Annotated in this window: 23 protein-coding genes; 18 read left to right on the top strand and 5 right to left on the bottom strand. The window is 71.8% G+C overall.

Annotation, left to right across the window (positions count from 1 at the left end):
- Nucleotides 1-44: 44 nt before the first annotated feature.
- The gene (sigJ, locus tag Vqi01_RS04590) at nucleotides 45-971 is read right to left on the bottom strand and encodes an RNA polymerase sigma factor SigJ (protein WP_239098176.1); all 927 of its coding nucleotides are present in this window, start codon (nucleotides 969-971) and stop codon (nucleotides 45-47) included.
- Nucleotides 920-1,360 (bottom strand): carboxymuconolactone decarboxylase family protein, encoded by a 441-nt coding sequence (locus Vqi01_RS04585; protein WP_204033208.1) that lies wholly within the window; start codon nucleotides 1,358-1,360, stop codon nucleotides 920-922. Before Vqi01_RS04585 ends, sigJ begins: the two co-directional genes overlap by 52 nt.
- A 480-nt stretch (nucleotides 1,361-1,840) precedes the next feature.
- On the opposite strand from Vqi01_RS04585, the gene ileS reads away from it, so the two are divergent.
- Nucleotides 1,841-4,987 carry an isoleucine--tRNA ligase gene (gene ileS / locus Vqi01_RS04580; protein WP_204033207.1) on the top strand — a complete coding sequence of 1,049 codons (3,147 nt, stop codon included), beginning with the start codon at nucleotides 1,841-1,843 and terminating at the stop codon, nucleotides 4,985-4,987.
- 164 nt (nucleotides 4,988-5,151) lie between these two features.
- Nucleotides 5,152-5,850: a lysophospholipid acyltransferase family protein gene (locus Vqi01_RS04575; protein ID WP_204033206.1), complete on the top strand. Its 699-nt coding sequence runs from the start codon at nucleotides 5,152-5,154 to the stop codon at nucleotides 5,848-5,850.
- Between the two features lie 15 nt (nucleotides 5,851-5,865).
- On the opposite strand, the gene Vqi01_RS30560 is transcribed toward Vqi01_RS04575, so the two are convergent.
- Nucleotides 5,866-7,269 carry a hypothetical protein gene (locus Vqi01_RS30560; protein ID WP_239098175.1) on the bottom strand — a complete coding sequence of 468 codons (1,404 nt, stop codon included), beginning with the start codon at nucleotides 7,267-7,269 and terminating at the stop codon, nucleotides 5,866-5,868.
- A gap of 216 nt (nucleotides 7,270-7,485) precedes the next feature.
- Between Vqi01_RS30560 and Vqi01_RS04565 the strand changes: the two genes are divergently transcribed.
- From Vqi01_RS04565 to obgE, 6 genes are all read left to right on the top strand, one after another.
- Nucleotides 7,486-9,471, top strand: a complete 1,986-nt coding sequence (locus Vqi01_RS04565; protein ID WP_204033205.1) for a TIGR03960 family B12-binding radical SAM protein — start codon at nucleotides 7,486-7,488, stop codon at nucleotides 9,469-9,471.
- A 90-nt stretch (nucleotides 9,472-9,561) separates the two neighbouring features.
- Nucleotides 9,562-10,281: a TIGR03936 family radical SAM-associated protein gene (locus tag Vqi01_RS04560; RefSeq protein WP_204033223.1), complete on the top strand. Its 720-nt coding sequence runs from the start codon at nucleotides 9,562-9,564 to the stop codon at nucleotides 10,279-10,281.
- Nucleotides 10,282-10,411: 130 nt separating this feature from the next.
- On the top strand, nucleotides 10,412-13,681 hold the full coding sequence (locus Vqi01_RS04555; RefSeq protein WP_204033204.1) for an Rne/Rng family ribonuclease: 3,270 nt from the start codon (nucleotides 10,412-10,414) through the stop codon (nucleotides 13,679-13,681).
- A 331-nt stretch (nucleotides 13,682-14,012) separates the two neighbouring features.
- Nucleotides 14,013-14,327 carry a 50S ribosomal protein L21 gene (gene rplU / locus Vqi01_RS04550; RefSeq protein WP_189047808.1) on the top strand — a complete coding sequence of 105 codons (315 nt, stop codon included), beginning with the start codon at nucleotides 14,013-14,015 and terminating at the stop codon, nucleotides 14,325-14,327.
- Nucleotides 14,328-14,338: 11 nt separating this feature from the next.
- Complete coding sequence (rpmA, locus tag Vqi01_RS04545) at nucleotides 14,339-14,593, top strand: 50S ribosomal protein L27 (protein WP_204033203.1); 255 nt, start codon at nucleotides 14,339-14,341, stop codon at nucleotides 14,591-14,593.
- Between the two features lie 89 nt (nucleotides 14,594-14,682).
- Nucleotides 14,683-16,128, top strand: a complete 1,446-nt coding sequence (gene obgE, locus Vqi01_RS04540) for a GTPase ObgE (protein ID WP_204033202.1) — start codon at nucleotides 14,683-14,685, stop codon at nucleotides 16,126-16,128.
- A 146-nt stretch (nucleotides 16,129-16,274) separates the two neighbouring features.
- Here the strand turns inward: obgE and Vqi01_RS04535 are convergent, their stop codons facing one another.
- A complete protein-coding gene (locus tag Vqi01_RS04535; RefSeq protein WP_204033201.1) occupies nucleotides 16,275-16,754 on the bottom strand; it encodes a DUF4383 domain-containing protein in 480 nt (159 codons plus the stop codon).
- A gap of 167 nt (nucleotides 16,755-16,921) precedes the next feature.
- Between Vqi01_RS04535 and Vqi01_RS04530 the strand changes: the two genes are divergently transcribed.
- The 3 genes from Vqi01_RS04530 (at nucleotide 16,922) to Vqi01_RS04520 (ending at nucleotide 19,214) form a co-directional block, all read left to right on the top strand.
- Complete coding sequence (locus Vqi01_RS04530; protein WP_204033200.1) at nucleotides 16,922-17,563, top strand: SRPBCC family protein; 642 nt, start codon at nucleotides 16,922-16,924, stop codon at nucleotides 17,561-17,563.
- Nucleotides 17,560-18,732, top strand: a complete 1,173-nt coding sequence (locus tag Vqi01_RS04525) for a zinc-dependent alcohol dehydrogenase (RefSeq protein WP_204033199.1) — start codon at nucleotides 17,560-17,562, stop codon at nucleotides 18,730-18,732. Before Vqi01_RS04530 ends, Vqi01_RS04525 begins: the two co-directional genes overlap by 4 nt.
- 89 nt (nucleotides 18,733-18,821) lie before the next feature.
- The gene (locus Vqi01_RS04520; protein WP_204033197.1) at nucleotides 18,822-19,214 is read left to right on the top strand and encodes a hypothetical protein; all 393 of its coding nucleotides are present in this window, start codon (nucleotides 18,822-18,824) and stop codon (nucleotides 19,212-19,214) included.
- Between the two features lie 38 nt (nucleotides 19,215-19,252).
- Here Vqi01_RS04520 and Vqi01_RS04515 read toward each other — a convergent pair whose 3' ends face one another.
- On the bottom strand, nucleotides 19,253-19,471 hold the full coding sequence (locus tag Vqi01_RS04515; protein ID WP_204033196.1) for a DUF397 domain-containing protein: 219 nt from the start codon (nucleotides 19,469-19,471) through the stop codon (nucleotides 19,253-19,255).
- Between the two features lie 69 nt (nucleotides 19,472-19,540).
- On the opposite strand from Vqi01_RS04515, the gene pepN reads away from it, so the two are divergent.
- The 7 genes from pepN to Vqi01_RS04480 all read left to right on the top strand — a co-directional run bounded on the left by pepN (nucleotide 19,541) and on the right by Vqi01_RS04480 (nucleotide 26,506).
- Nucleotides 19,541-22,054 (top strand): aminopeptidase N, encoded by a 2,514-nt coding sequence (gene pepN / locus Vqi01_RS04510; protein ID WP_204033195.1) that lies wholly within the window; start codon nucleotides 19,541-19,543, stop codon nucleotides 22,052-22,054.
- A 65-nt stretch (nucleotides 22,055-22,119) separates the two neighbouring features.
- Nucleotides 22,120-22,716, top strand: coding sequence for a nicotinate-nucleotide adenylyltransferase (nadD, locus tag Vqi01_RS04505; protein WP_204033194.1), 597 nt, complete (start codon nucleotides 22,120-22,122; stop codon nucleotides 22,714-22,716).
- Nucleotides 22,717-22,816: 100 nt separating this feature from the next.
- Entirely contained in the window at nucleotides 22,817-23,221 is a 405-nt protein-coding gene (gene rsfS / locus Vqi01_RS04500) for a ribosome silencing factor (RefSeq protein WP_204033193.1), read from the top strand.
- On the top strand, nucleotides 23,218-23,823 hold the full coding sequence (locus Vqi01_RS04495; protein WP_204033191.1) for a histidine phosphatase family protein: 606 nt from the start codon (nucleotides 23,218-23,220) through the stop codon (nucleotides 23,821-23,823). Before rsfS ends, Vqi01_RS04495 begins: the two co-directional genes overlap by 4 nt.
- A 91-nt stretch (nucleotides 23,824-23,914) precedes the next feature.
- Nucleotides 23,915-24,763, top strand: a complete 849-nt coding sequence (locus tag Vqi01_RS04490; RefSeq protein WP_204033190.1) for a DegV family protein — start codon at nucleotides 23,915-23,917, stop codon at nucleotides 24,761-24,763.
- Between the two features lie 74 nt (nucleotides 24,764-24,837).
- Nucleotides 24,838-25,446, top strand: coding sequence for an SDR family NAD(P)-dependent oxidoreductase (locus tag Vqi01_RS04485; protein ID WP_239098174.1), 609 nt, complete (start codon nucleotides 24,838-24,840; stop codon nucleotides 25,444-25,446).
- An 88-nt stretch (nucleotides 25,447-25,534) separates the two neighbouring features.
- Complete coding sequence (locus Vqi01_RS04480; protein ID WP_204033188.1) at nucleotides 25,535-26,506, top strand: ComEA family DNA-binding protein; 972 nt, start codon at nucleotides 25,535-25,537, stop codon at nucleotides 26,504-26,506.
- Nucleotides 26,507-26,535 lie beyond the last annotated feature (29 nt).

Below are 26,535 nucleotides of genomic sequence, written 5' to 3'. Positions count from 1 at the left end.
GTCGGATTCGCTGCCGGCGGGCTGACCGCCCGCCGGGGCGGGTCTCAGGCCGCCCAGGCCAGTTTGTCCGGGTTGGCCATCAGGAACACATCGGTGATCCGACCGGCGGTGGTGCCGAGGGTGATCGCGTACCGGGCACCGGCCGCAGTGATCACCACGGCGGCCGGTTGGCCGTTGAGTTCCGTGCGGTGCGTGGTGAGCGGCCAGCCCTTGCTGCGGATCCCGATCAGGAACCGGGCGACTCGATCGGCCCCGGTGACCGGGTTACGGGCGGCCCGGGACCGGCCACCGCCGTCGCTCCACGCGGTGGCATCGGCGGCCATCAACCCGGTCAGCGCCACGAGATCACCGTCGTCGGCGGCGGCGATGAACGCCTCCAGCAGTCGTTCCTGCTCCGCCCGGTCGGCGGTGAACCGGCGCTGGTCGCGGCCGATCCGAAGGCTCGCCCGGTGGTGCAGCTGCCGGCAGTCATCGGCGGACCGGTCGAGCAACTCGGCGATCTCGGCGTACGGCAGCTCGAAGGCGGTGTGCAGCACGTAGACCGCGCGCTCCGGCGGGGTGAGCCGCTCCAGCAGGTGCAGCAGCGCGGTGGAGAGCGAGTCGCGCAGCTCGACGCGTTCCAGCGGGCCGAACGGCGAGGGCGCGGTCGGCACCGGCTCCGGCAGCCACGATCCGACGTACGCTTCGCGGGCCGACTGGCGGGCGCGTAGCCGGTCCATGGCCAGGTGGACCACCACGCGGGACAGGTAGCGGCGTGGCTCGGCCACCCCGGCCCGGTCGACGCGTACCCAGCGCAGGTACGCCTCCTGGAGGACGTCCTCGGCGTCGTATCGGCTGCCCAGCAACCGGTACGCCAGCCCGAGCAGCATCGGCCGGTGCGCGTCGAGCGCACCGGCCGCCTCCGCCGCGTCGACCGGGTTCACACGTTCGCGGGCAGTTCGGTGCGGAAGGTCACCGCGATCCGGTTCCACACGTTGATTGTGGCGATCGCCAGGACCAGGTCGGCGAGGGCCTTCTCCGGCCAGACCTTCGCGGCGGCGTCCCAGACGTCGTCGGGGACTCCGTGCTCGCCGAGCCGGGTGACCGCGTCGGTCAACGCCAGCGCGGTGCGTTCCCGCTCGTCGAAGAAGGGCGCCTCGCGCCAGGTGGACACCGCGAACAGCCGCCGGCTGGTCTCGCCAGCGTCGAGCGCGTCCCGGCTGTGCATGTCGACGCAGTACGCGCAGCCGTTCAGCATCGACGCGCGCAGCTTCACCAGCTCCAGCACGGTGTGGTCCACGTTGTCCCGGACGTACTTCTCCAGCCCCAGGACGCTCTGGAACGCCCCCGGCGCGACCTCGGCCACATTCATCCGCTGCATGACGACCTCCTTGATCGGTCCGACACCGACACGACGGCCCTCACCGCCGCCGCGTGACAGCCCGCCCCTGTGACCCTCGTCATGCCCCACCACTGCCCCCGCCTCGTCGATCTTGCACTTCCTGTCGGGGCATAGCGGGGTGAAAGCCGCGAAACGGCGACCAAAAGTGCAAGATCGCGCGGGTGGGGTGGGTGGGGGTTATCGGGAGGAGGGGGCGGGGTGGGGTGAGTATCATCGAGGGGCATGGCGATGATCCGGCTATCACCGGGGAGCTTCCGGAAGAACGGCCGGGTGACCGGCTCAGTAGAACCGGACGGGTTCGGCCCGTCACAGCCGGCCTAACGAGCGGGCGGTCGCACCTGACCGTCAAGCGGGGTGGTACCGCGGGCCTGGCCCGGAGCGCCGGTGACGGCGTACCGGAGAAGGCTCGTCCTCGCAGACCCACACCACAGTGAGCGTCAGCGAGGAGAGCGACCCCCGATGGCCTATCCGTTGCACGACCCGACCGTCGCCGGTGTCCCGGCGAGTCCGGACCTGCCCGCGGTCGAGCGCCGGGTGCTGGAGCACTGGACGGCCGACAAGACTTTCGAGGCGTCGGTCGAGGCGCGGGACCCGGGCCAGAACGGTGGGAACGAGTACGTCTTCTACGACGGGCCGCCGTTCGCCAACGGGCTGCCGCACTACGGCCACCTCTTCACCGGCTACGTCAAGGACGTGGTGCCGCGCTACCAGACCATGCGCGGCCGACGGGTGGAGCGGCGCTTCGGCTGGGACTGCCACGGCCTGCCCGCCGAGGTGGTCGCCGAGAAGCAGCTCGGCATCACCAGCAAGGCGGAGATCCTCGACCTCGGCGTGGCCCGGTTCAACGAGGCGTGCCGCACCTCGGTGCTGGAGTTCACCCAGGACTGGGAGCGGTACGTCACCCGGCAGGCCCGCTGGGTGGACTTCGCCAACGACTACAAGACCCTCGACCTGGACTACATGGAAAGCGTCATGTGGGCCTTCAAGACCCTGCACGACAAGGGTCTGGTCTACGAGGGCTTCCGGGTGCTGGCGTACTGCTGGCGGTGTGAGACGCCGCTGTCGAACACCGAGACCCGGATGGACGACGTCTACCGCGACCGGCACGACCCGACGCTGACCGTGTGGTTCGAGCTGGCCCCGGACGAGTCCGCGCCGGAGCTGGTCCGGGGGCCGGTGCGCCTGGGCGTCTGGACCACCACCCCGTGGACCCTGCCGTCGAACCTGGCGCTGGCCGTCGGCCCGGAGATCGAGTACGCGGTGCTGGAGCGCGACGGAGCCCGGTATGTGGTGGGCGCGGCCCGGCTCGGCGCGTACGCCAAGGAGCTGGAGGGGTATGAGCAGGTCGGCACGGTACGCGGCGCCGACCTGGTCGGTCGCCGGTACACGCCGCTGTTCGACTTCCTCGTCGAGCAGGCCGGGCCCAACGCGTACCAGGTGCTCGGTGCGGAGTTCGTGACCACCGAGGACGGCACCGGAATCGTCCACCTGGCCCCGGCCTTCGGCGAGGACGACCAGAACGTCTGCAACGCCGCCGGCATCCCGACCATCGTCACCGTGGACGACCACACCCGGTTCACCGGGCTGGTTCCGCCGTACCAGGGCGAGCAGGTCTTCGACGTGAACAAGCCGGTGATCCGGGAGCTCAAGGGGCGGGGAGCGGTGCTCAAGCAGGACACCTACACCCACGCGTACCCGCACTGCTGGCGCTGCGACACCCCGCTGGTCTACAAGGCGGTGTCGTCGTGGTTCGTCGCGGTGACGAAGTTCAAGGACCGGATGGTCGAGCTGAACCAGCAGATCAACTGGACTCCGGGGCACATCAAGGACGGCTCGTTCGGCAAGTGGCTGGCCAACGCCCGGGACTGGTCGATCAGCCGCAACCGCTTCTGGGGCTCGCCGATCCCGGTGTGGCGCTCGGACGACCCGAACTATCCCCGGGTCGACGTGTACGGCTCCCTCGCCGAGTTGGAGCGGGACTTCGGCGTACGCCTGACCGACCTGCACCGGCCGGCGGTGGACGAGCTGGTCCGCCCCAACCCGGACGACCCGACCGGGCGCTCCATGATGCGCCGGGTGCCGGAGGTGCTGGACTGCTGGTTCGAGTCCGGCTCGATGCCGTTCGCCCAGGTGCACTACCCGTTCGAGAACGCTGACTGGTTCGAGCACCACTACCCGGGCGACTTCATCGTGGAGTACATCGGGCAGACCCGCGGCTGGTTCTACACCATGCACGTGCTGGCCACCGCGCTGTTCGACCGTCCGGCCTTCCGTAACTGCCTCAGCCACGGCATCCTGCTTGGCTCCGACGGCCGCAAGATGTCCAAGAGCCTGAACAACTACCCGGACGTGTACCACGTCTTCGACTCGTACGGCTCGGACGCGATGCGCTGGATGCTGATGTCCTCGCCGGTGCTGCGCGGCGGCGACATGGCGGTGACCGAGGCGGGCATCCGGGACGCCGTCCGGCAGGTGTTGCTGCCGCTGTGGAACGTCTGGTACTTCTTCTCGCTCTACGCCAACGCCGACTCGTACACCGCCCGGCGCCGGACGGACTCGGCCCACCTGCTCGACCGGTACCTGCTGGCGAAAACCAACGAACTGGTGTCGACGGTGCAGGCGCAGATGGACGCGTACGACATCTCCGGCGCCTGTGCCACCGTCCGTTCCTACCTGGACGCGCTGACCAACTGGTACGTGCGCCGCTCCCGGGACCGGTTCTGGACCGGCGACGTCGACGCGTTCGACACGCTGTGGACGGTGCTGGAGACGCTCTGCCGGGTGGTGGCGCCACTGGCGCCGTTGACCGCCGAGGAGATCTGGCGCGGGTTGACCGGCGAGCGTTCGGTGCACCTGACCGACTGGCCGTCGGCGGAGCAGTTCCCGGCCGACCACGACTTGGTCGCCGCGATGGACAATGTGCGCGCGGTCGCCTCGGCGGCGCTGTCGCTGCGCAAGGCCAAGGCGCTGCGGGTGCGGCTGCCGCTGTCGAAACTGACCGTGGCCAGCCCGGCGGCCGGGCAGTTGCGTCCCTTCGCCGACCTGGTGGCCGACGAGGTCAACGTCAAGGAGGTCGTCTTCACCGACGAGGTGTCGGCGTACTGCCAGCAGGTGCTGACCGTGGTGCCCCGGGCGCTCGGCCCTCGGGTCGGCAAGCAGGTGCAGCAGGTGATCAGGGCGGTCAAGGCGGGGGAGTGGGAGCTTCACGACGGCGCCCCGGTCGCCGCCGGGGTCACCCTCGCCGAGGGCGAGTACGAGCTGCGCCTGGTCGCGGCCGACGCCGAACACTCGGCGCCGCTGCCCGGCGGTGAGGGAGTGGTGGTGCTGGACAGCACGGTCACCCCCGAACTGGCCGCCGAAGGGCTGGCCCGGGACGTCGTCCGGGTGGTGCAGCAGGCCCGCCGGGATGCCGACCTGCACATCTCCGACCGGATCGTGGTGTCGGTGTCGGCTTCCGAGGAGGTCCGGGCGGCGGTGTCCGCGTACGCCGACTTCGTGGCTCGGGAAGTGCTCGCCGACAGCATCGACTTCGCCGAGGGAGTCGCGGGCTTCGCCGGCGAGGTCGGCGACGGCGAGCGCGTAACCGTCACCGTCCGCCCCGTGTGAGGTGAAAGGAAGGGGCCCTTTTTAACGCCTGCGGTAGAGGAAGGGCCCCTTCTTAACACCAGCTGTCAGCCAGCCAGCGGACCCGTCCCACCTCGCGCACGTCGATGTGGGGCGGTCCGCTACGGTGACACCGCCCCTACCCCACTCGATCCGTCGGAGGACCAGTGCCGCTGCTTTACACCATCGGCAAGTTCACCGTGGCACCCGCGCTGCGGCTGGCCTTCCGCCCGACTGTGGAGGGACTGGAGCACGTCCCGCAGACCGGCGGCGCGATCTTCGCCGGCAACCACTTGTCGGTGGCCGACGAACTGTTTCTCGGCACGGTCGTGCCGCGGCACCTGGCCTTCTGGGCCAAGTCGGAGTACTTCAAGGGCGCTGGCATCAAGGGGCGGTTCTCGAAGTTCGTGCTCACCGGCCTTGGCGCGATTCCGGTGGAGCGTGCCGGTGGTCGGGCCGCGCTGTCCGCGTTCGACGCGGCGATTCCCGCGCTGAAGGGTGGCGACCTGGTGGTCGTCTACCCCGAGGGCACCCGATCGCCGGACGGGCGGCTGTACCGGGGACGCACCGGGGCGGCCCGACTGGCCATCGCGGCGGGTGTGCCGATCATCCCAGTCGGCATGATCGGCACGGAGAAGGTACAGCCGATCGGTGCCCGGGTGCCGAGGCCCTTCACCGGAAAGATCACCGTACGGTTCGGCAAGCCGCTGGACTTCACCGGGCGGCCCAACGACCGCACATCGCTGCGCGAGATGACCGACGAGGTGATGGCCGAGATCCAGAAGCTCACCGGCCAGGAGTACGTCCCCCGGTACGCTCCGGCGCGCAGCCAACCGTCGGTCGCCGACAAGCCGAGCGCCGGCTGACGACGGCGACGGCGTTCAGCCGTCCGTGGTGACGATCTGCTCCCGCAGGGTGCCGAGCAGTCGGGCACTGTCATCCACCGACAGGTTGGTGAACGCGGCGGTGACGATGCTGCCGTGGTCGACCGAGGTGCAGACCACCACCCCGTCGCCGTCGAAGCGGCCCACCGCGCAGCGTACGTGCCGGCCCCGTACGTCGCTCTCCATCGCCTGGACCTCGCCGAGGGCGTACGGCTCGGTGAGCCGTTCGATCTCGGCGTCGGCCTCGGAAGACGGGGCGAACCGGAAGCCGGTGCTACCGAAGATGGTCACCCGCTTGCCCGCGCTGGTGGTGTAGACGCCGGCGAAGGTGTCATCGGCGAGCCAGTGCGCCGCCCGCATCTGCGTCTCCAACTGCCGGGCCGCCTGCGCGTTGCGCGGGTCCTCGCGCAGCCGCAGGTCGGCCACCTGCTGCGGCAGGCTGGCGGTGGCCGGATACTGACTGGCCATCGGCATGCCGTAGTAGGCCGGGCAGCCGCAGCAGCAGGCCAGGGCAAGCAGGAGCAGCCATGGCCAGCGGCGGCGCTTGCGGACCGCGACCGGGACGTACCCCGGAGGCGCCTGCCAGCCGGGCGGCGGGGCGACGGGCGCGGCCTTCTTCGCGCCTCGCCAGCCGGAACGGGACGGCGGCGACGGTGGTGGTCCGGCCGGGACGGGCAGCCGGCCGGCCGGAGAGACCGGCGGGGCCGGCGGTGGCGGGGCGTGATGGACCGGCGGCTGGGCGGCCGGCGCCGAATGAGCCGGGGCGGCCGGCGGGTAAGCCGGGGCGGCCGGCAGCATCGGGGCGGCCGGCGGCGGGTAAGCCGGAGCGGCCGGCGGCGTCGGGGCGGGGGGCGGCGGGTAAGCCGGAGCGGCCGGCGGCGTCGGGGCGGGGGGCCCGGAGTACGGCCGGGTCGGTGGCGGATTCGGATAGGACAGCGTCGGCGGCAGGGCGGGGAAGTCGGCCGAAGGGACTTCCCATCCGCTGGTGTCCACTCCCGCCCACGGATCCACCGGGGTCTGGTGCTCCGGCTCGTGCGGCGACGCGGGCGGCGGCGGGGTCGGCTCGGCCGACTCGCCCCACGTGCGGCGGCGCGGCGTCGCCGGCGGTACGGGGGCCGAGCCGCTCCAGCGGGGTGCCGGTGACTCGTCCGCCGCCGCGTCGGGCAGCACACGGGTGCCGTCCGGGCCGGTGGAGGGCGGGTCTGTTGCTGCTAGGACGGTGGGAGGCTCCGCCGTTGGTACGGGAGAGGGCGGCTCCGCCGCGGGGACGACGGTGGGTGGCTCGGTCGCTGGTACGGGGGTGGGTTGCTGACCTTCGGTGACCGCCGGCTCACCGTCCCGGTGTGGATCCGGTAGGTTCCCGTCGACCGGCCGGTCTGCTCCCGGCTGCGGCTCCGGCATCGCGGCAATCTCCTCTCGCGCGACCTGAGGTTAGTACCGGTGCGCCACCGGACCGTATCCGGTGCGCCACCAGGCCCCGGATCGGGCCGACGGGCTGACGACCGTAACCAGGGTCACCTTGTTGACGCGTGCGGTAGCGCACGGGCCGCTGCCTTGCCCCGGCCCCTGCCAGGTGTGGCGCGGCAACCGGCGGGCGGGCGCGTACCCTTGGGCATCATGAGCGTCCCGTCCACCACGCCGCGTCCTGTGGCGGCCAACTCCGTATGGCCCCGACTGGAGCCGTTGCTGCCCCAGGTGACCAAACCCATCCAGTACGTCGGTGGCGAGTTGGGTGCGGTGGTCAAGGACTGGGCCGCGGCGACCGTGCGCTGGGCGTTGATGTACCCCGACGCGTACGAGGTCGGTCTGCCCAACCAGGGCGTGCAGATCCTCTACGAGGTGCTCAACGAGCTGCCCGACGTGCTGGCCGAGCGGACGTACGCGGTCTGGCCGGACCTGGAGAAGCTGATGCGCGCCCACGGCGTGCCGCAGTTCACCGTCGACGCGCACCGCCCGGTGCGCGACTTCGACCTGTTCGGGGTGTCGTTCGCCACCGAGCTGGGCTACACCAACCTGCTCACCGCGATCGACCTGGCCGGTATTCCGCTGCTCGCGGCCGACCGCACCGACGCCGATCCGGTGATCGTGGCGGGTGGGCACGCCGCGTTCAACCCGGAGCCGATCGCCGACTTCATCGACGCCGCTGTGCTCGGCGACGGCGAGGAGGCGGTCCTGGAGATCACCACGATCGTCCGGGAGTGGAAGGCCGAGGGCCGCCCGGGTGGCCGGGACGAGCTGCTGCTGCGGCTGGCGCGTACGGAGAGCGTCTACGTGCCGCGCTTCTACGACGTGGACTACCTGCCGGACGGCCGGATCCAGCGGGTCGTGCCGAACCGGGCGGACGTGCCGTTCCGGGTGCACAAGCGCACGACGATGGACCTGGACGCCTGGCCGTACCCGCGCAAGCCGCTCGTGCCGCTGGCCGAGACGGTGCACGAGCGGTACGCCGTGGAGATCTTCCGGGGCTGCACCCGGGGCTGCCGGTTCTGCCAGGCGGGGATGATCACCCGCCCGGTGCGGGAGCGGTCGATCACCACCGTGGGGCAGATGGTGCAGCAGGGGCTGGAGTTCTCCGGCTTCCACGAGGTGGGCCTGCTGTCGCTGTCGTCGGCCGACCACTCCGAGATCGGCGACATGTGCTCCGGCCTCGCCGAGCAGTACCAGGGCACCAACGTGTCGCTGTCGCTGCCGTCGACGCGGGTGGACGCGTTCAACATCGAGCTGGCCCAGGAGTTGTCCCGCAACGGCCGGCGGACCGGTCTGACTTTCGCCCCGGAGGGCGGGTCGGAACGGATCCGCAGAGTGATCAACAAGATGGTGTCGAAGGACGACCTCATCCGCACCGTGGTCACCGCGTACACCAACGGCTGGCGGCAGGTGAAGCTCTACTTCATGTGCGGCCTGCCCACCGAGACGGACGCCGACGTCCTCGAGATCGCCGACATGGCGCACGAGGTGATCAAGGCCGGCCGCGCGGCCACCGGCTCGAAGGACATCCGCTGCACCGTCTCCATCGGCGGGTTCGTGCCGAAACCGCACACCCCGTTCCAGTGGGCGGCAATGGAGCGGCCGGAGGTCATCGATGGCCGGCTCAAGCTGCTCAAGCAGGCGATCAACGCGGACCGCTCGCTGGGCCGGGCGATCGGCTTCCGCTACCACGACGGCGAGCCGTCGCTGATCGAGGGCCTGCTGTCCCGCGGTGACCGCCGGGTCGGCGCGGTGATCCGCCGGGTGTGGGAGAACGGCGGCCGCTTCGACGGCTGGAGCGAGCACTTCTCGTACCAGCGCTGGGTGGACGCCGCCGCCGAGACGCTGCCCGCCTTCGGGGTGGACCTCGACTGGTACACCACCCGGGAACGCGACGAACTTGAGGTCCTGCCCTGGGACCACCTGGACTCGGGGCTGGACAAGGACTGGCTCTGGCAGGACTGGCAGGACGCGCTCAGCGAGTACGAGCAGGACGACTGCCGGTGGACGCCGTGCTTCGACTGCGGCGTCTGTCCGGCCATGGACACTGAGATCCAGATCGGCCCGACCGGCCGGAAGCTGCTCCCGTTGACCCCGGTCAACGGTCTGAAGCTGCCCACCGGCGCCCAGCAGTGACCCTGGTCGGGTCCGCTAGCGAGGAGCACGAAGATCAGTAAGAAACCACAGCCCGAGGGCGGCCAGGCACCGGTCGTCCAGCGTGTCCGGATCCGGTACGCCAAGCGGGGCCCCCTGCGGTTCACCTCACACCGGGACTTCGCCCGGGCGTTCGAGCGGGCCCTGCGCCGCGCCAGCGTACCGGTGGCCTTTTCCCAGGGCTTCACCCCGCACCCCAAGATTTCGTACGCCAGCGCGGCGCCGACCGGAGTGGCGAGCGAGGCGGAGTACCTGGAAATCGGCCTGCGCGAGCCGGTCGACCCGGCGCAGTTGCAGGTGGCGCTGGACAATGCGCTCTCGCCCGGCCTCGACGTACTGGACGCGGTGGTGGCCGCCGGAGGCAGCCTGGCCGACCGGATCGGGGCGTCCCGTTGGCGGATGGAGCTGCCGGAGGTGGCACCCGCCGTTCTCGCCCAGGCCGTCGCCGCCTTCACCGAAGCCGAGGAGGTGCTGGTCGAGCGCATGACCAAGCAGGGACGGCGGACCTTCGACTCACGTGGGGCAGTCGTATCAATCGATGTGGACGAGGGGTCGGCGACGCCTTCCGTGGCGTCAGCCGTACCGTGTGCGATACTCGAAATGGTCGTGCGGCAGGTCACTCCGTCCGTACGGCCCGATGACGTCCTTTCCGGCCTCCGCGTGGTGGCCGGCCTGGAGCCGCCGGTGGCCCCAAAGGTGATCCGGCTGGCTCAGGGCACGCTGACCGCGCAGGGTGTGATCGTGGATCCGTTGGACGCGGACCGCGACGGGGCAGCCATCGGCGGGCGCTGACCGACGGTCGGCGCTCAGGCAGGCAGACTTCGCCGGTCGCGCACACCGTGCGCCCGGGGAAACACTTTTGCGGCGACCCTGCGTGGCAGCGCTCACCCGCGCCCGGGGAAGCCAGAACTGGAGAACGTCCATGCTCGAGAACGAGCCAGAGGGCGGCGAACGGACCGGCGTGCAGCCGGCCGACGAGACCGCCGAGAACAGCATCGCCGACGCGGAGAGTGAGCCGACCGGCGCGGATGCGCCACAGGACACGACCGGCGTGGAGTCGGGCGACGTCGCGTCGGGGGAGGCCGTTGGCGTCGAGCCGGGTGCCGTCGCGCCGGGAAAGGCCGTTGGCATCGAGCCGGGTGCCGTGGCATCGGGGGAGGCCGCCGATGCCGTGGGTGGCGCCGCCGACCTTGGCGACGCGACGGCTGCCGAGACGACGCCGAGACGACGTACCTCACGGCGCCGGGCCACTCCGGTCAGCCAGCCGGAGCAGATCGACGCCCCGGTGGCGGCACCCGACATCGCCGTGGGCAGCGGCGAAGCGCCCCAGGCCGAGGTCTCCGCCGACCTCGAGGCCGCGCCGAAGACCCCGCGCCGACGCCGCAAGGCCACCGGCGCGCAGAAGGTCGCCGAGGAGCCGCTGGACGCGGCCGAGGTGAAGGCGGCCGCCGAGGACGTGGTACCCCCGGTGAAGGTCACCCGTACCCGCCGTAAGAAGACCGCCCCCGCGGCGGCCGAACCGACCGACGAGCAGCAGCCTGCGGTCGCTGATCAGCCTGCGGCGCTCGAGCAGCCGGTGACCGCTGAGCCGTCCGCGGCGGCCGAGGGGCTGGAGGCTGGCGCGACGCCCGCCGAGGCGGGCACCGATTTCGGCGCGAGCGCGCCGCAGACGAGCGCCGCCGAGCCTGAGCTGGGCAGCGTGGCCGCCCCGGTACCGGCCATCCCGCCCGCCGAAGAGGCGGAGGCGGGCACGGCGGCCAGCGCGCCCGCTGGGGTGGCGGCTGTGGAGCCGGCGCCGGCAGGGGTGGCGGCTGCGGAACCGGGTCCGGCGGCCACCGCGCCCGCTGGGGAAGCAGCTGCGGAGCCGGCGCCGGAGCCCCGGTCCCGCCGGCGCCGCGCCGCGCTCACCGCGCCGACGGTGCTGTTCATGGCCCCCGAGGAGGTCACCGCCGCCCGCGCCGCGGTGATCGAGCCGCCGTCCCCGGCGGAGCAGGAGATCGCCGAGGAGTCTGCCGAGCCGTCGCGCCGACGCCGCCGCAGCCGGCGGGAGCCCGAACCGGTGCCGACGATCGAGGTCGAGGAGGAGCCCAGCCTGGCGGCTGAGGAGGGCGCCGAGGAGGATGACGACGAGGAGGGCCTCTTCGGGCGGCGCCGCCGCCGCCGGGGTCGCCGGGGTCGGGGCCGCGGCAAGGGCGGTGTCGAGGACGTCGAGGAGAACGAGGCCGAGGAGCCGGCCCAGGCCGAGGTTGACGAAGCCGACCTGGAGGAGACCGGCGAGGAGAGCGGTGAGGAGGCCGAGGACGGCGACGGGATGACCCGCCGCCGCCGGCGCCGTCGCCGCCGGGGCGCCAGCGACACCGAGGGGGCGGTCGACGACGGCGTACCCACCGTGGTGAAGATCAGAGAGCCGCGCCGGACGGTCGACGAGGTGCAGGGCGTCTCCGGCTCGACCCGACTGGAGGCCAAGCGGCAGCGTCGCCGGGACGGCCGTGAGCAGCGCCGGACCCGACCGCCGATCCTCAGCGAGTCCGAGTTCCTGGCCCGCCGGGAGGCGGTCGACCGGGTGATGGCGGTACGCCAACGCGGGGACCGTACGCAGATCGCCGTGCTCGAGGACGGCGTCCTGGTCGAGCACTATGTCACCCGTAACTCCGCCGCCACCATGGCCGGCAACGTCTACCTCGGCAAGGTGCAGAACGTGCTGCCCAGCATGGAGGCGGCGTTCGTGGACATCGGCCGGGGCCGTAACGCGGTCCTGTACGCCGGTGAGGTCAATTGGGACACCGCCGGGCTGGAAGGGCGGGCCCGCTCGATCGAGCAGGCGCTCAAGTCCGGCGACTCGGTGCTGGTGCAGGTCACCAAGGACCCGATCGGCCACAAAGGTGCCCGACTGACCAGCCACATCGCGCTCTCCGGCCGGCACCTGGTCTACGTGCCGGGCGGCAACGCCTCGGGGATCAGCCGGAAGCTGCCGGACACCGAGCGCAAGCGGCTGCGCGACGTGCTGAAGAAGCTGGTGCCGGAGGGCGCCGGGGTGATCGTCCGGACCGCGGCCGAGGGCGCCAGCGAGGACGAGCTGGCCCGGGACGTCAAGCGGCTCCAGGCGCAGTGGGAGGACATCCAGGCCAAAGCCGGCGAGGGCGGCGCACCGGTGCTGCTCTACGCGGAACCGGATCTCGTCATCCGGGTGGTGCGGGACCTGTTCAACGAGGATTTCCGCGAGTTGGTGATCGAGGGCGACGAGTCGTACGACATGGTCGAGTCGTACCTGTCGCACGTCTCGCCGGACCTGGTCGCCCGGCTGCGCCGGCACGTCGGCACCACCGACGTCTTCGCCGAGTACCGCATCGACGAGCAGATTCTCAAGGGGCTCGACCGGAAGGTCTTCCTGCCCTCCGGTGGTCACCTGGTGATCGACCGGACCGAGGCGATGACCGTGGTCGACGTCAACACCGGCAAGTACACCGGTGCCGGCGGCAATCTCGAGGAGACGGTCACCCGTAACAACCTTGAGGCGGCCGAGGAGATCGTCCGCCAGCTGCGGCTGCGCGACGTCGGTGGCATCGTGGTGATCGACTTCATCGACATGGTGCTGGAGTCGAACCGGGAACTGGTGCTGCGCCGGTTGACCGAGTGCCTGGGCCGGGACCGTACCAAGCACCAGGTCACCGAGATCACGTCGCTGGGCCTGGTGCAGATGACCCGCAAGCGGATCGGGGCCGGGCTGCTGGAGGCGTTCAGCGAGACCTGCGACTGCTGCAAGGGCCGTGGGCTGATCATCCACACCGAGCCGGTGCCGGAGAAGCCGCGTTCGGGCGTCGGTGACAGGGTCAAGACGATCGCCTCGGCGGGTCCCTCGGTGGCCGCCGAACAGTCGAACGGTACGTCCCGGCGCCGGGCGCGCAAGAGCGTCCCGGCCGAGCGGACCGTGGTCGAGGTCACCGAAGCCGACACCACGAGCACCGCCGACGCCGACTTCCACGACACCATGGGCTACGACCTGTCTCGGTACGAGACCGAGACGCCGGCCGCACCGGATGTCGCCGACAGCCAGCAGGGCGAGTCGGCCCGGCTCGCCGCGCCGGACGACCCGGACGCGCTCGGTGAGGGCGACGAGGATGACGGCACGGAGGGTGGTGCCGGTCGGCGGCGGTCGCGTCGGGGTGGTGCGCGTCGTCGTACCCGCCCCTGACCGGGCCGAATGTTTTGCGGGCCCCTCCTGGCGACTCGCCAGGAGGGGCCTCTGCGTGTGCCAGCGCCAGCGGGCAGCCTGCTGTTGGTCGCGGCGGCGGGGATCCTGCTGTTAATAAGGGGCCCTTCCTCTACAGCAGGCGTTAATAAGGGGCCCTTCCTTTCTTCCCTCCGGGGCGGTTTGGGGTCGGGGGTGAGGATGGCGTACGCTAGCCGGCGGCGCACTTTGGTGTGCCAAGTTCTCGCGTGCCCGCACCGCCGTGCTTCTGCTACCCGGCGAGCCGCCGTGGGGACGACCGCCAGCAGCCTCAACGACAGGGAGTCCGCCTCCGATGTACGCGATCGTCAAGACCGGCGGCAAGCAGTACAAGGTCGCCGAAGGCGACGTGATCGAGGTCGAGAAGCTCGCCGGTGCCCCCGGCGACGCGGTGAAGCTCGCCGCGGTGCTCCTCGTCGACGGTGACGACCTGGTGACCGACGCGGCGAAGCTCGCTCAGGTCGAGGTGTCCGGCGAGATCGCCGCGCACACCAAGGGCCCGAAGATCCGGATCCACAAGTTCAAGAACAAGACCGGCTACCACAAGCGCCAGGGTCACCGCCAGCCGCTGACCCAGGTCAAGGTGACCGGCATCACCAGCGGGAAGTAGGTCGTCAGAAGATGGCTCACAAAAAGGGTGCGTCCAGCTCGCGTAACGGCCGCGACTCCGCGGCCCAGCGGCTCGGCGTGAAGCGCTTCGGTGGCCAGGTCGTCGGCGCGGGCGAGATCATCGTCCGGCAGCGTGGCACCAAGTTCCACCCGGGTGACCTGGTTGGCCGTGGCCGCGACGACACGCTCTTCGCGCTGGCGGCCGGCTCGGTCCAGTTCGGCACCAAGCGCGGTCGCAAGACCGTCAGCATCGTGCCGCAGCAGTAGCTCGAAGGCGTCGCGGGCCGTGGACCTGATGTCCCGGCCCGCTTCGCCTTTTCTCACGCGGGGGCGCTCCCCGCTGGAAGGATTGCGGCGTGACTACCTTCGTTGACCGGGTCGTCCTGCACCTGCAGGCCGGCGACGGCGGGCACGGTTGTGTCTCGATCCACCGGGAGAAGTTCAAGCCGCTCGGCGGCCCCGACGGGGGTAACGGCGGACACGGCGGCAGCGTCTCCCTGGTGGTCGACCCGCAGGTGCACACGTTGCTCGACTTCCACTTCCGCCCGCACGTCAAGGCCGCGAACGGCCGGGGAGGCGCGGGCTCGAACCGGGACGGTGCCAACGGTGCCGACCTGGTGCTCAAGGTGCCCGACGGGACGGTGGTGCAGACCCTGGACGGCACTGTGCTGGCCGACATGGTGGGCGCCGGAACCACCTTCGAGGTGGCCCGGGGCGGGCGCGGTGGCCGGGGCAACGCCTCGCTGGCCAACGCCCGCCGCAAGGCACCCGGCTTCGCGGAGCTGGGCGAGCCGGGTGAACGACTCGACGTGGTGCTGGAGCTCAAGAGCGTCGCCGACGTCGGCCTGGTGGGTTTCCCGTCGGCCGGTAAGTCGTCGCTGATCTCGGTGATCTCCGCGGCCAAGCCGAAGATCGCCGATTATCCGTTCACCACGCTGGTGCCGAACCTCGGTGTGGTCCGGGTCGACAACCACACCTTCACGGTCGCCGACGTGCCCGGCCTGATCCCGGGCGCGGCCACCGGCAAGGGGCTCGGGCTGGAGTTCCTGCGGCACGTCGAACGTTGTGCCGTGCTGGTGCACGTGATCGACACCGCCACCCTGGAGCCCGGCCGGGATCCGTTGGCCGACATCGACACCATCGAGGCGGAGTTGGCCGCGTACGGCGGCCTGGCCGACCGGCCGCGGCTGGTCGCGCTGAACAAGGTCGACGTGCCGGACGGCCGCGATCTCGCCGAGATCGTCCGACCTGACCTGGCAGCGCGTGGCCTGCGGGTGTTCGAGGTGTCGGCGGCCACCCGGGAAGGGCTGAAGGAGTTCACCTACGCGCTGGCCGAACTGGTCGAGCAGGCGCGGGCAGTGGCGCCGCCGGCCGAGCCGACCCGGATCGTGCTCCGGCCGAAGGCGGTCGACGACGCCGGGTTCGTCATCGAGGCGGAGAAGGACGGCTCGTACACCGTGCGCGGGACCCGCCCCGAGCGGTGGGTGCGCCAGACGAACTTCGACAACGACGAGGCGGTCGGCTTCCTCACCGACCGGCTGGCCCGGCTGGGTGTCGAGGAGCAACTGGCCAAGGCGGGCGCCCAACCCGGAGACCTGGTCCGGATCGGTGACCGGGAGTTCGACTGGCAGCCGATGCTCTATGCCGGTGTCGATTTCGTGCCCGGTGCGCGGGGTCGCGACGTCCGGCTGGAGGAGAAGCCGACCCGGGCCACCGCGGCCGAGCGGCTGGCGGCCCGCAAGGCTCGCCGGCAGCGGCCCGCCGACGAGGCCGAGCCCGCAGCCGACGACGACGTCGAGTAGCCGACGCGGGGGCGGCTGGCACGGGATTCCGCGACCGGCCCATGCCAGGGGCGCGTCGCGGTGCCGGCCGGGCCGGCGGTCAGGGGCGCGTCGCGGTGCGACCGGCCCATGCCAGGGGCGCGTCGCGGTGCCGGCCGGGCCGGCGGTCAGGGCCGGTCGAACGGCTCGTCGAGCGGGTTGCTGCTGCCCCCGGCGTGCGGTGACAGCAGCAGCCCGAGCAGGACCATCCCGAGGCCGAGCCCCAGGTGCAGCCAGTTGTCCGCCATGTTGAGCGGGATGAAGTTGGCGGAGTGCTGCTCGCCGAGCACCAGGCCGTAGAGCCACAGTCCGAGGTAGAGCGCGCCTCCGCCGGCCAGGTAGATGCGGGCACCGGCGACGCGGCTGGCGAGCAGGAGGCCAGCCACCCCGAAGCCGAGGTGCAGCAGGTTGTGCAGGACCGAGACCTGGAACAGGCCGAGGAGCTTCGCTCCCGAGTGGTGCCCGGCGAAGGTCATGTCGCCGTAGCCGGTGGTGATGCCCGGCACGAACCCGAGCACGCCGATGAGCAGGAAGACGGCTCCCACGGCCAGGGCGGCGGTCTGGACCCGGGTGCGTCCCGCCCGGCTGCCCGCTGCGTTCTTGGCCACTGATGTCACCTCCGTGGATGAATCTTCATTTTCCAGTTCTATGGCGCGATTACGCAGAGAAACGGTGAATCGGGCATGAGCGGTCGGGGCGTCGTTTCGGGACCACCGTGCCGGGTAGCGCTCGTAGGGACGTCCAGTGCCGGGCGCCCAGGGGTGAAGGAGTCGTGATGACGAGCAACGGTACGAGATGGGCCCTGCTCGGTGCCGCCGCGGTGACCGCGGTCGGCGTCGGCGTCGGCCGGACGATGGCCCGACGGCGGCATCGGCACCAGCCCGACAGGGAGGACGGCTGGTACGTGGTGCGGCGCGGGGTGACGGTCGACCGGCCGGTAGCGGCGGTGATCGGCTTCTGGACCGACCGGGAGCGGCTGGACCGCGCCCTGGCCGAGTGGGCGACGCTGGAACAGATCGACGACGAGCGCTGGCGGTGCGTGGCGCGCGACCCGTCCGGCGTCGGCACCGAGTGGCGGGCCGAGATAACCGTCACCGCTCCCGGCCGGCTGAGCTGGCGGGTCACCGACGGGCCGGAGCAGCAGGGCACGGTCGAGTTGGTGCCGGCGCCCCAGGATCGGGGCACGGAGATCCGGGCCGAGCTGCGGTACCGCTCCGGTCCACTGCGCCGGGCGCTCGGCCTGGCCCGCGCCGATGAGCCGGACCTGCGACTGCGGGACACGCTGCGCCGGGCGAAGTCGCTCATCGAGTGCGGCCAGGTGATCGACACCCGCCGGGATCCTTCCGGGCGGACCCGGAGGCAGGAGCGGGCCACCGACAAGGTGCGGGAGCGGCTGGCGACGGGAGGACGGGCATGAGGGCCCTGTGCTGGGAAGGTGTCGGCAAGCTGCAGGTACGCGACGTGCCGGAGCCGGAGGTACGCGCCGAGGGCGACATCATCGTGCAGGTCCGGGCGAGCAGTGTCTGCGGCTCCGACCTGCACCTGATCAACGGGTTCCTGCCCGCGATGCGGGAGGGCGACGTCCTCGGCCACGAGTTCACAGGCGAGGTGGTGGAGACCGGCCCCGGCGTGCAGCGGCTCGCCGTCGGCGACCGCGTGGTGGTCGGCTCGGTGGTGGCCTGTGGCGGCTGCTGGTACTGCCGGACCGAGCAGTACTCGCTCTGCGACAACTCCAACCCGCAGCCGGTCTTCACCGAGAAGGTGTGGGGGCATTCACCGGCCGGCATCCTCGGCTACTCGCACGCCGCCGGTGGCTACTCCGGCAGCCACGCGGAGTACGTGCGGGTGCCGTTCGGCGACGTCGGCGCCTTCAAGGTGCCTGACGGGGTGCCCGACGACGCGGTGGTCTTCGCCTCCGACGCGATGCCCACCGGCTGGATGGCCGCCGACTTCTGCAACCTCACCGGCGGGGAGGTGGTCGCGGTGTGGGGTGCCGGTGGGGTCGGCCAGATGGCCGCCCGGGCCGCGCAGCTGCTCGGCGCGGAGCGGGTCATCATCGTGGACCGGCTGCCGGAGCGGTTGGCCACCGCCGCCGACCGGCTTGGGGTGGAGACGATCAACTACGCCGAGACCGACGTGCTTGAGGCGCTGCGCGAGATGACCGCCGGCCGCGGACCTGACGCCTGCATCGACGCGGTCGGCATGGAATCCCACGACGTCGGCCCGGCGTACGCGTACGACCGGGCGAAGCAGAGCGCCCGCCTGCAGACCGACCGGCCGATCCCCGTCCGCCAGGCGATCATGGCGGCCCGCAAGGGTGGCACGGTCAGTATCGTCGGCGTGTACGCCGGACTGGTGGACAAATTCCCGCTGGGCGCGGCGATGAACAAGGCCCTGGTGCTGCGGATGGGGCAGATGCACGCGCAGCGGTACATCCCGATGCTGCTGGACCGGCTCGCCGCCGGCGAGATCGATCCCGGCTACCTGGCCACCCATCCGATGTCGTTGGAGCAGGGCGCGCGGGGCTACGAGATTTTCGAGAAGAAGCAGGACGGCTGCCTGCGTACGGTGCTGCATCCGGCCTGACCGGCGGAGCGTACGCCGGCTGGCCCCTCCCGGCAGCCGACGAACCTGGTTGACTGCGAGCGACGGCGCCCAGACGGGGGAGGGGACGGATGCGGGACAACAGGCCGGCGTACTGGCGACGGTGGACGAGCGGGGCAGGGCATGGCGGCGCGGAGCCGCCGCTGATCGCGGCGCCGCGCCGGCCTGCTCGACCCGATCGGTTCTTCACCGCGCACCTGGGCTTCACCGCGCCCGATCCGGCCGTCGCCAGGGAGCTGGCGGTCGGGTACGCCGAGGCACTGAGCCTGCTGCGACCCGAGCTGGCGCTCGGCGCGTCCGCGCTCTCACCGGCCGACAACTGGCGGCGGGCCGAGCGGCTGTTCTGCGGTGCGGTGGGACCCGACGGCGAGCGGTGCGTCGATGTCGCCGACCATCCCGGGTTTCACCACGCGCCTGGGCCCGGCGGCCTGGGTTGGGGCGACGGCGACGGTGACCGAGGTTGACGGCCCGGGCCGTCAACCGACGGCTGGCGGCGGAAGGCTCAGTCCAGGTCGAACTCGCCGTCCTGGGCGCCCGCGACGAAGGCGTCCCACTCGGCCTGGGTGAACACCAGCACCGGGCCGTCCGGCTCGGCGGAGTTGCGCATGCCCACCAGGTCGTCGACGAAGGCAATTTCCACCGCCGCCTCGGAGGTGTCGCCCTCGGCCCGCTGCCAGACCGCCCGGGAGAGGTCGAAGTCGCCCTTGGGGTGCGTTGTCATGGTCAAGTCCTCCAGCATCAGGGGGGATTGGGGAGGCCTGTTGTTCGGCCCATCGGGCAGGATAAGCGGATGCCGAGCTTGACCCGTGCAGAGTCGACCGCGCGTGGCGCGTCGATCACTGTCACGTCCTACCAGGTGGACCTCGACCTCACCGGGGACGGGGAGCTGTTCCGCTCACACGTCACGATCCGGTTCCGGGCCACCGCCACCGAGACCTTCGTCGAGGTCAAGCCCGCGAAACTGCTGGCGGTACGCCTCAACGGCGCCGACGTCGACCCCGCCGCGCTGCACGACAACCGGCTGCCGCTGACCGGCCTGGCCGAGGAGAACACGCTGACCGTCGAGGCGGAAATGGCGTACACCAACGGCGGCGAGGGGATGCACCGGTTCGTCGATCCGGCCGACGGTGAGACGTACCTTTACGCAATGTCCTTCCTGGACGAGGTGCAGCGCATCTTCGCCGCCTTCGACCAGCCCGACCTGAAGGCGCCGGTCACCCTCTCGGTCACCGCACCGCGACACTGGACGGTCGCGGCCAACGGCAGGCTGGCGGCCAACCCGAGCCCGGGGCGTTGGGAGTTCGCGCCCACCCTGCCGATCGCGACGTACCTCTTCACCCTGATCGCCGGCCCCTGGCACGTCCGCCACGACAGCCATGACGGCATCCCGCTCGGGCTCTACTGTCGGCGTTCGCTCGCCGAGCACCTGGACGCCGACGCGGAGGAGATCTTCACCGTCACGAAGCAGTGCCTGGACCGCTTCCACCAGCTCTTCGACGAGCGCTACCCGTTCGGCAAGTACGACCAGGCGTTCGTGCCGGAGTTCAACGCCGGGGCCATGGAAAATCCGGGGCTGGTCACCTTCCGCGACGACTACGTCTTCCGGTCGGCGGTCACCGACAGCCAGCGTGAGCTGCGGGCCACCACCATCGCCCACGAGATGGCGCACATGTGGTTCGGTGACCTGGTCACCATGCGCTGGTGGGACGACCTGTGGCTGAACGAGTCGTTCGCGGAGTACCTGGGCACCCGGGTCACCGCCGAGGCGACCCGGTTCGGTGGGGCGTGGACGACCTTCGCTCTGCGTCGCAAGGCGTGGGGATACGCCGCGGACCAGCGCCCTTCCACCCACCCGGTCGCCCCCGAGCAGGTGGCCGACGCCGCCGAGGCGCTGCTCAACTTCGACGGCATCTCGTACGCCAAGGGCGCCAGCGTGCTGCGGCAGCTGGTGGCGTGGCTCGGCGACGACGCCTTCCTGGCCGGCCTGAACGACCATTTCGCCCGGCACCGGTTCGGCAACGCCACGCTGGCGGATCTGCTGGCGAGCCTCTCCGCCGCCAGTGGCCGGGACCTCGGCGGCTGGGCGCAGAGCTGGCTGCGCACCGCCCAGGTGAACACCCTGCGGGCCGAGGTGGCCGTGGACGACCGGGGCCGGTACACCGAGGTGGCCGTCGCGCAGACCGCGCCGCCCACGCACCCGGTGCTGCGCCCGCACCGCATCGGCGTCGGCCGGTACGCCGTCGACGGCACCGTCGAGCGCGTCGAGATCGACCTGGATCCGCAGCTCGACGATGGGCGTACGCTGCTCGCCGGGCTGGCCGGCGAGCCGGCGGCGGCGGTCCTGCTGCCCAACGACGGCGACCTGACCTTCGCCAAGATCCGGCTCGATCCCGCCTCGGCCGACGCGGTGCCGCTGCTGCTGCCCCGCCTGGCCGACCCGTTGGCCCGGGCGCTGCTGTGGGGCGAGGCGTTGGACGCGGCGACCGACGGTGAGCGGCCGGTGGGCGCGGTGGTGGAGCTGATCTCGGCGGCACTGCCGGCCGAGACCGAGGTGATCATCGCCGAGGACGTGCTGGCCCTGAGCCGGTCGCTGGTCGACCGCTACCTCGACCCGGCGGCGCGGCAGGCCGCTCTGGCCGTGCTCGCCGGGGCCTGTCGGCGGTTGCTCGACGGCGCCGCGCCCGGTAAGTCGTTGCAGTTGGCCGCGGCCCGCGGCCTGATCGCCGCGGCCACCGATACCGACCTGCTCGCCGGCTGGCTCGCCGGCCGGGACGTGCCGGCGGGGCTGGCGGTCGACGTCGAGCTGCGCTGGGCGATCCTGGCCCGGCTGGTGGTGCTGGGCGCGGCTGGTGCGGCCGAGATCGCGGCGGAGGCGGCGGCGGACCCGAGCGCCGCCGGCGCGGAGCGCGCCGCCAGATGCCGGGCGGCGCTGCCCGACCCGGCGGCCAAACAGGCAGCGTGGGAGATCATCGTGTCCCGCACCGAGCTGTCCAACCGGCTGGTCGAGGCCACCGCCGCCGGTTTCTGGCAACCCGAGCAGGGAGGGTTGACCGCCGACTACGTCCAGCGGTACTTCACCGACATGCCGGCCGCCGCGCGGCTGCGTACGCCCTGGGTGGCCGACGAGGTGGCCACCCTGGCCTTCCCCCGCTACGCCGTCGCGCAGCCCACCCGGGAGGCGGCCGCGGCGCTGCTGTCCCGCGACGACCTCACGCCCGGCCTGCGTCGGGTGGTCACCGACGCCGACGACGACCTGCGCCGCGCTCTGCTGGCCCGGACGGCGGTGGCCGCCATGATCGCCTGAGTACCCGCCGGCCGGGCGGTGGCGAGGGTGCCGGCTCCCTTCGGGGCGGGTTCTAGGATCATGGGGTGGCGGACGACATCCGGCGGATCGGGATCATGGGCGGTACCTTCGACCCGATTCATCACGGGCACCTCGTGGCGGCGAGCGAGGTCGCGGACCGGTTCGGGCTCGACGAAGTGATCTTCGTGCCGACAGGGCAGCCGTGGCAGAAGGCGGACGTGCCGGTCAGTTCGGCCGAGGACCGGTACCTCATGACGGTGATCGCCACCGCCTCCAACCCGCGTTTCCAGGTCAGTAGGGTGGACATCGACCGAGGCGGCCCGACCTACACCGTCGACACCCTGCGCGACCTGCACGAGGTCTACGGGCCGAAGTCCCAGCTGTTCTTCATCACCGGCGCGGACGCGTTGGAGAAGATCCTCAGCTGGAAGGACCTGACCGAGATCTTCGAGCTGGCCCACTTCATCGGGGTGACCCGGCCCGGCTTCGAGCTGTCCGATGCCCACCTGCCGGCCGACACGGTCAGCCTGGTGCAGGTGCCGGCAATGGCGATCTCGTCCACCGACTGCCGGGCGCGGGTCGCCCGCGGCGCGCCGCTGTGGTACCTGGTGCCCGACGGTGTGGTGCAGTACATCGCGAAGAGACGCCTCTATCGGGCGTGATTCGACCGCTCCATCACGGTTTTCGGCGAAAACCGATGGGCCGCGGATCCGGCCCGTGTGAGAGGCTGGGAAGCATCGCACGGTTGATCGAAGGAGAACGGTGACAGTTTCCGAACGCGCTCACGAGCTGGCGATCACCGCCGCCCAGGCGGCAGCCGACAAAAAGGCTCAGGACATCGTCATCATCGACGTGGGTGACCAGCTCGCCATCACCGACGCGTTCCTGCTCGCCGCGGCCCCGAACGAGCGCCAGGTGCTGGCCATCGTCGACGCCATCGAGGAGGCCCTGCTCAACCTGCCGGAGAAGGCGAAGCCGGTCCGGCGCGAGGGCGAACGCGGCGGGCGCTGGGTGCTGCTCGATTACGTCGACATCGTCGTGCACGTCCAGCACACCGAGGAACGCGAGTTCTACGCGCTCGACCGGCTCTGGAAGGACTGCCCGACCGTTCCTTTCGACGACCGGGACCTGGCTCGCGCAGAGGCTGCCGCCGGATCAGGCGAGTGACCCGCCTGATCATCTGGCGGCACGGCAACACCGACTGGAACGCCGCTAGCAGAGTCCAGGGGCAGTCCGACGCGCCGCTGAACGACCTCGGCCGGGAGCAGGCGCGAGCCGCCGCGCCGCTGCTCGCCGCGATGCGGCCGGACGCCATCGTCGCCAGCGACCTGAGCCGCGCGGCGGACACCGCCGCCGCACTGGCCGCGCTGGCCGGTCTGCCGGTGCGCTCCGACGCCCGGCTGCGCGAACGCCACTTCGGCCGCTGGCAGGGCCTTCTGCTCACCGAGATCGCCGAGCGGTTCCCCGACGAGTACGCGCGCTGGCGGGCCGGCGACCCCGACCCGGGAGCGGGCATCGAACCGTTGGACGAGCTGGGCAAGCGGATCGGCACCGCGTTGCAGGAGGTCGCCGACGAGGTACCCGGCGGCACGATCGTGATCGCCACCCACGGTGGTGCCGCCCGGCAGGGCTGCGGGCACCTGCTCGGCTGGGAGCACGCCGTGCTACGCACCATCGGCTCGCTGAGCAACTGCCACTGGACCGAGCTGCGCCACGACGCCGAACGCGGCTGGCACCTGCGCGCCCACAACGTAGGCCCGACCGGGTAAGGAAGGGCCCCCTTTTAACGCCTCAGGTAGAGAAAGGGCCCCTTTTTAACAGGTGTCGGCTGCACCGGCCGCATCGGCTACCGTGCCGGGCATGCCCGTCGCGGTCGTCACCGACTCCACCGCCTACCTTCCACCCGAGCTCGTGCCGGCGTACCGGCTGACCGTGGTGCCGCTGACCGTGGTGCTCAACGGTGCCGAGGGACTGGAGGGGGTGGAGATTTTTCCGGCGGACGCCACCCGCGCGCTGGGCGTCCGGCGGGTGACGGTGAGCACCTCCCGTCCATCGCCAGAGCAGTTCGTCCGGACGTACCGTGAACTGCTGGACGCCGGGGCCGACGGGGTGGTTTCGGTGCACCTGTCCGCCGGTCTGTCCGGCACGGTCGAGGCCGCCGAGCTGGCCGCGGCCCAGCTCGGTGACCGGGTGCGGGTGGTGGACAGCCGATCCTGTGGGATGGGCCTCGGCTTCCCGGTCATCGCGGCGGCCCGGGCCGCCGCCGACGGCGCCGACCTGGCTGGCGTACGGGCCGCCGCTGTCGACGCGATCGCGCGTACCACGATCTTCTTCTACGTCGACACGCTGGAGTTTCTCCGCCGGGGAGGCCGGATCAACGCGGCCGAGGCCCTGCTCGGCACCGCGCTCTCGGTCAAGCCGATCCTGCACATGCCCGACGGTGCCATCGTGCTGAGGGACAAGGTGCGTACCGCCAGCCGGGGCATCGCTCGACTGGTCGACCTGGCCGTCGAGGCGGCCGACGAAGCGCCGGTGGACCTCGCCGTGCACCACTTCGCCGCGCCGCAACGGGCCGAGCAACTGCTCGGCGCGCTGGCCACCCGGCTCGGTGACCGGCTGCACGAAACGTACGTCTCCGAGGCGGGCGCGGCCGTCGCCGCCCACGCCGGCCCTGGCCTGGCCTGCGTGGTCATCCACCGCCGCTCTTGATGGTGGACCGTTCCATCCCCGCCGGGCGAGGATGCTCGTGCGGGCGGGGCCTGTCGAGGGGGAGGTGCGTGCGGGTGTCCTGTGTCGTGACCGGGGGCGGGCGCGGGGTCGGCCGGGGGATCGTCGAGCGGCTGCTCGCCGATGGCGGGACCGTGGTGGTGGTCGAGCGCGATCCGGAGGCGATGTTCTGGGTCCAGGGCCACGCCGAGGCCGGACGACTGGTGGCGGTGGTCGGTGACGCCGCCGACGAGGGTGTCGCGGCCCGCGCCGCCGATTTGGCGGAACGGTCCGGCCCGCTCACCGGCTGGGTCAACAACGCCGCGGTGTTCCGCGACGCTTCCGTGCACGACGCCCCGGTCGGCGAGGTCGTCGACCTGATCACGCGCAACCTGCGGCCCGCCGTGGTCGGCGCTGCCACCGCGGTACGCCGCTTTCTCGCCGCCGGAACCGCCGGCGCCGTGGTGAACGTCTCCTCCCACCAGGCCAGCCGTCCGGTGCCCGGTTGCCTGCCGTACGCCACCGCCAAGGCCGCCGTCGAGGGGCTCACCCGGGCGCTGGCGGTGGAGTACGGACGGCACGGCATCCGATCCAACGCGGTCCGGCCGTGCGGCGCTCGGCCTCGACCCGGAATCCCGCTGAGGACTCGCCGCTCACGCCGAGCCTTTAGCACATGGTGGGCATGATCAGGGCGTTGTCCACAGTTCACTGACTGTCCACAGATCGGGCACTGCCCGCCAGCAGGAGACGACCTCGCCGCTCTAACCTCGCGCCGTGTCCAACGACGAGGAGATGGTGGTTCGGGAACGCCTTCGGCGCTTGCTGGCGGGTGTTCCGACGAGCGGTGCGGACGTACGACCGATGCCGTCTGCCGTCCCGGAGCCGCCGTCCTGGCCGGAACCGTCTCGGGTGGACTGGCCGACCGTGTTGTTGCCGATCCACGCCGACGACGGCCCGCGATCGGCGACGGAAGCGCCCGAGCCGGCCCGTGCCGCCGGGCCGCGACCGGATTCACCCGTCCGGACCGACGGGTCGCAGCCGGTGGAGATCGAGCCGGTGCCGGAGGCGCCGGGTTCCCGGTTGCCGGGGCCGGGAGCGTTCGACCCGGGCCGGCGGGGTGTGCGGGCGCTGGCAGCGGTCGCCGTCCTGGTGGTGCTCGTCGCCGCCGTCTGGGCCTGGCGGTCCCGGCCTCAGGTGGAGCCGGTCGTCGCCGCGACCGACGTCGCCGTCCCGGACCCGGCGGGCCCGGCCGGTGACGGTTCGGCGGGCCCGGGCGGCGCCGATCCTGCGGCCACGCCGACCGGGCAACTGGTGGTCGCCGTCGCCGGCAAGGTCCGCCGTCCCGGGCTGGTCCGGGTGCCGGCCGGAGCGCGGGTCGCCGACGCCGTCGAGGCGGCCGGCGGGGCGCTGCCCGGGGTGGACGTGGCGATGTTGAATCCGGCCCGGAAGGTCGCCGACGGCGAGCTGATCCTGGTCGGCGTGGCGGCACCCACCCCACCGCCGGGGGCGCTGCCGCCCGGTGGTGCGGCGCCGGGCGGCGATCCCGCCGCCGGAGGTCGGGTCAACCTGAACACCGCCACCTCGGCTCAGCTCGAGACGCTCCCCGGGGTGGGGCCGGTGCTCGCCCGGCGCATCATCGAGCACCGCGACCAGCACGGTGGGTTCCGGTCCGTCGGCGACCTGCGCCAGGTCAGCGGCATCGGCGACGCGCGGTACGAGCAGCTCAAGGACCTGGTGACGGTGTGAAGGAGAGCAGCGGGCCGACGGGAACGCTC

Origin of the sequence: Micromonospora qiuiae, from assembly GCF_016863555.1 — a bacterium.
Lineage (GTDB): Bacteria > Actinomycetota > Actinomycetes > Mycobacteriales > Micromonosporaceae > Micromonospora > Micromonospora qiuiae.
This window is presented reverse-complemented; position numbering and strand designations above follow the sequence as displayed.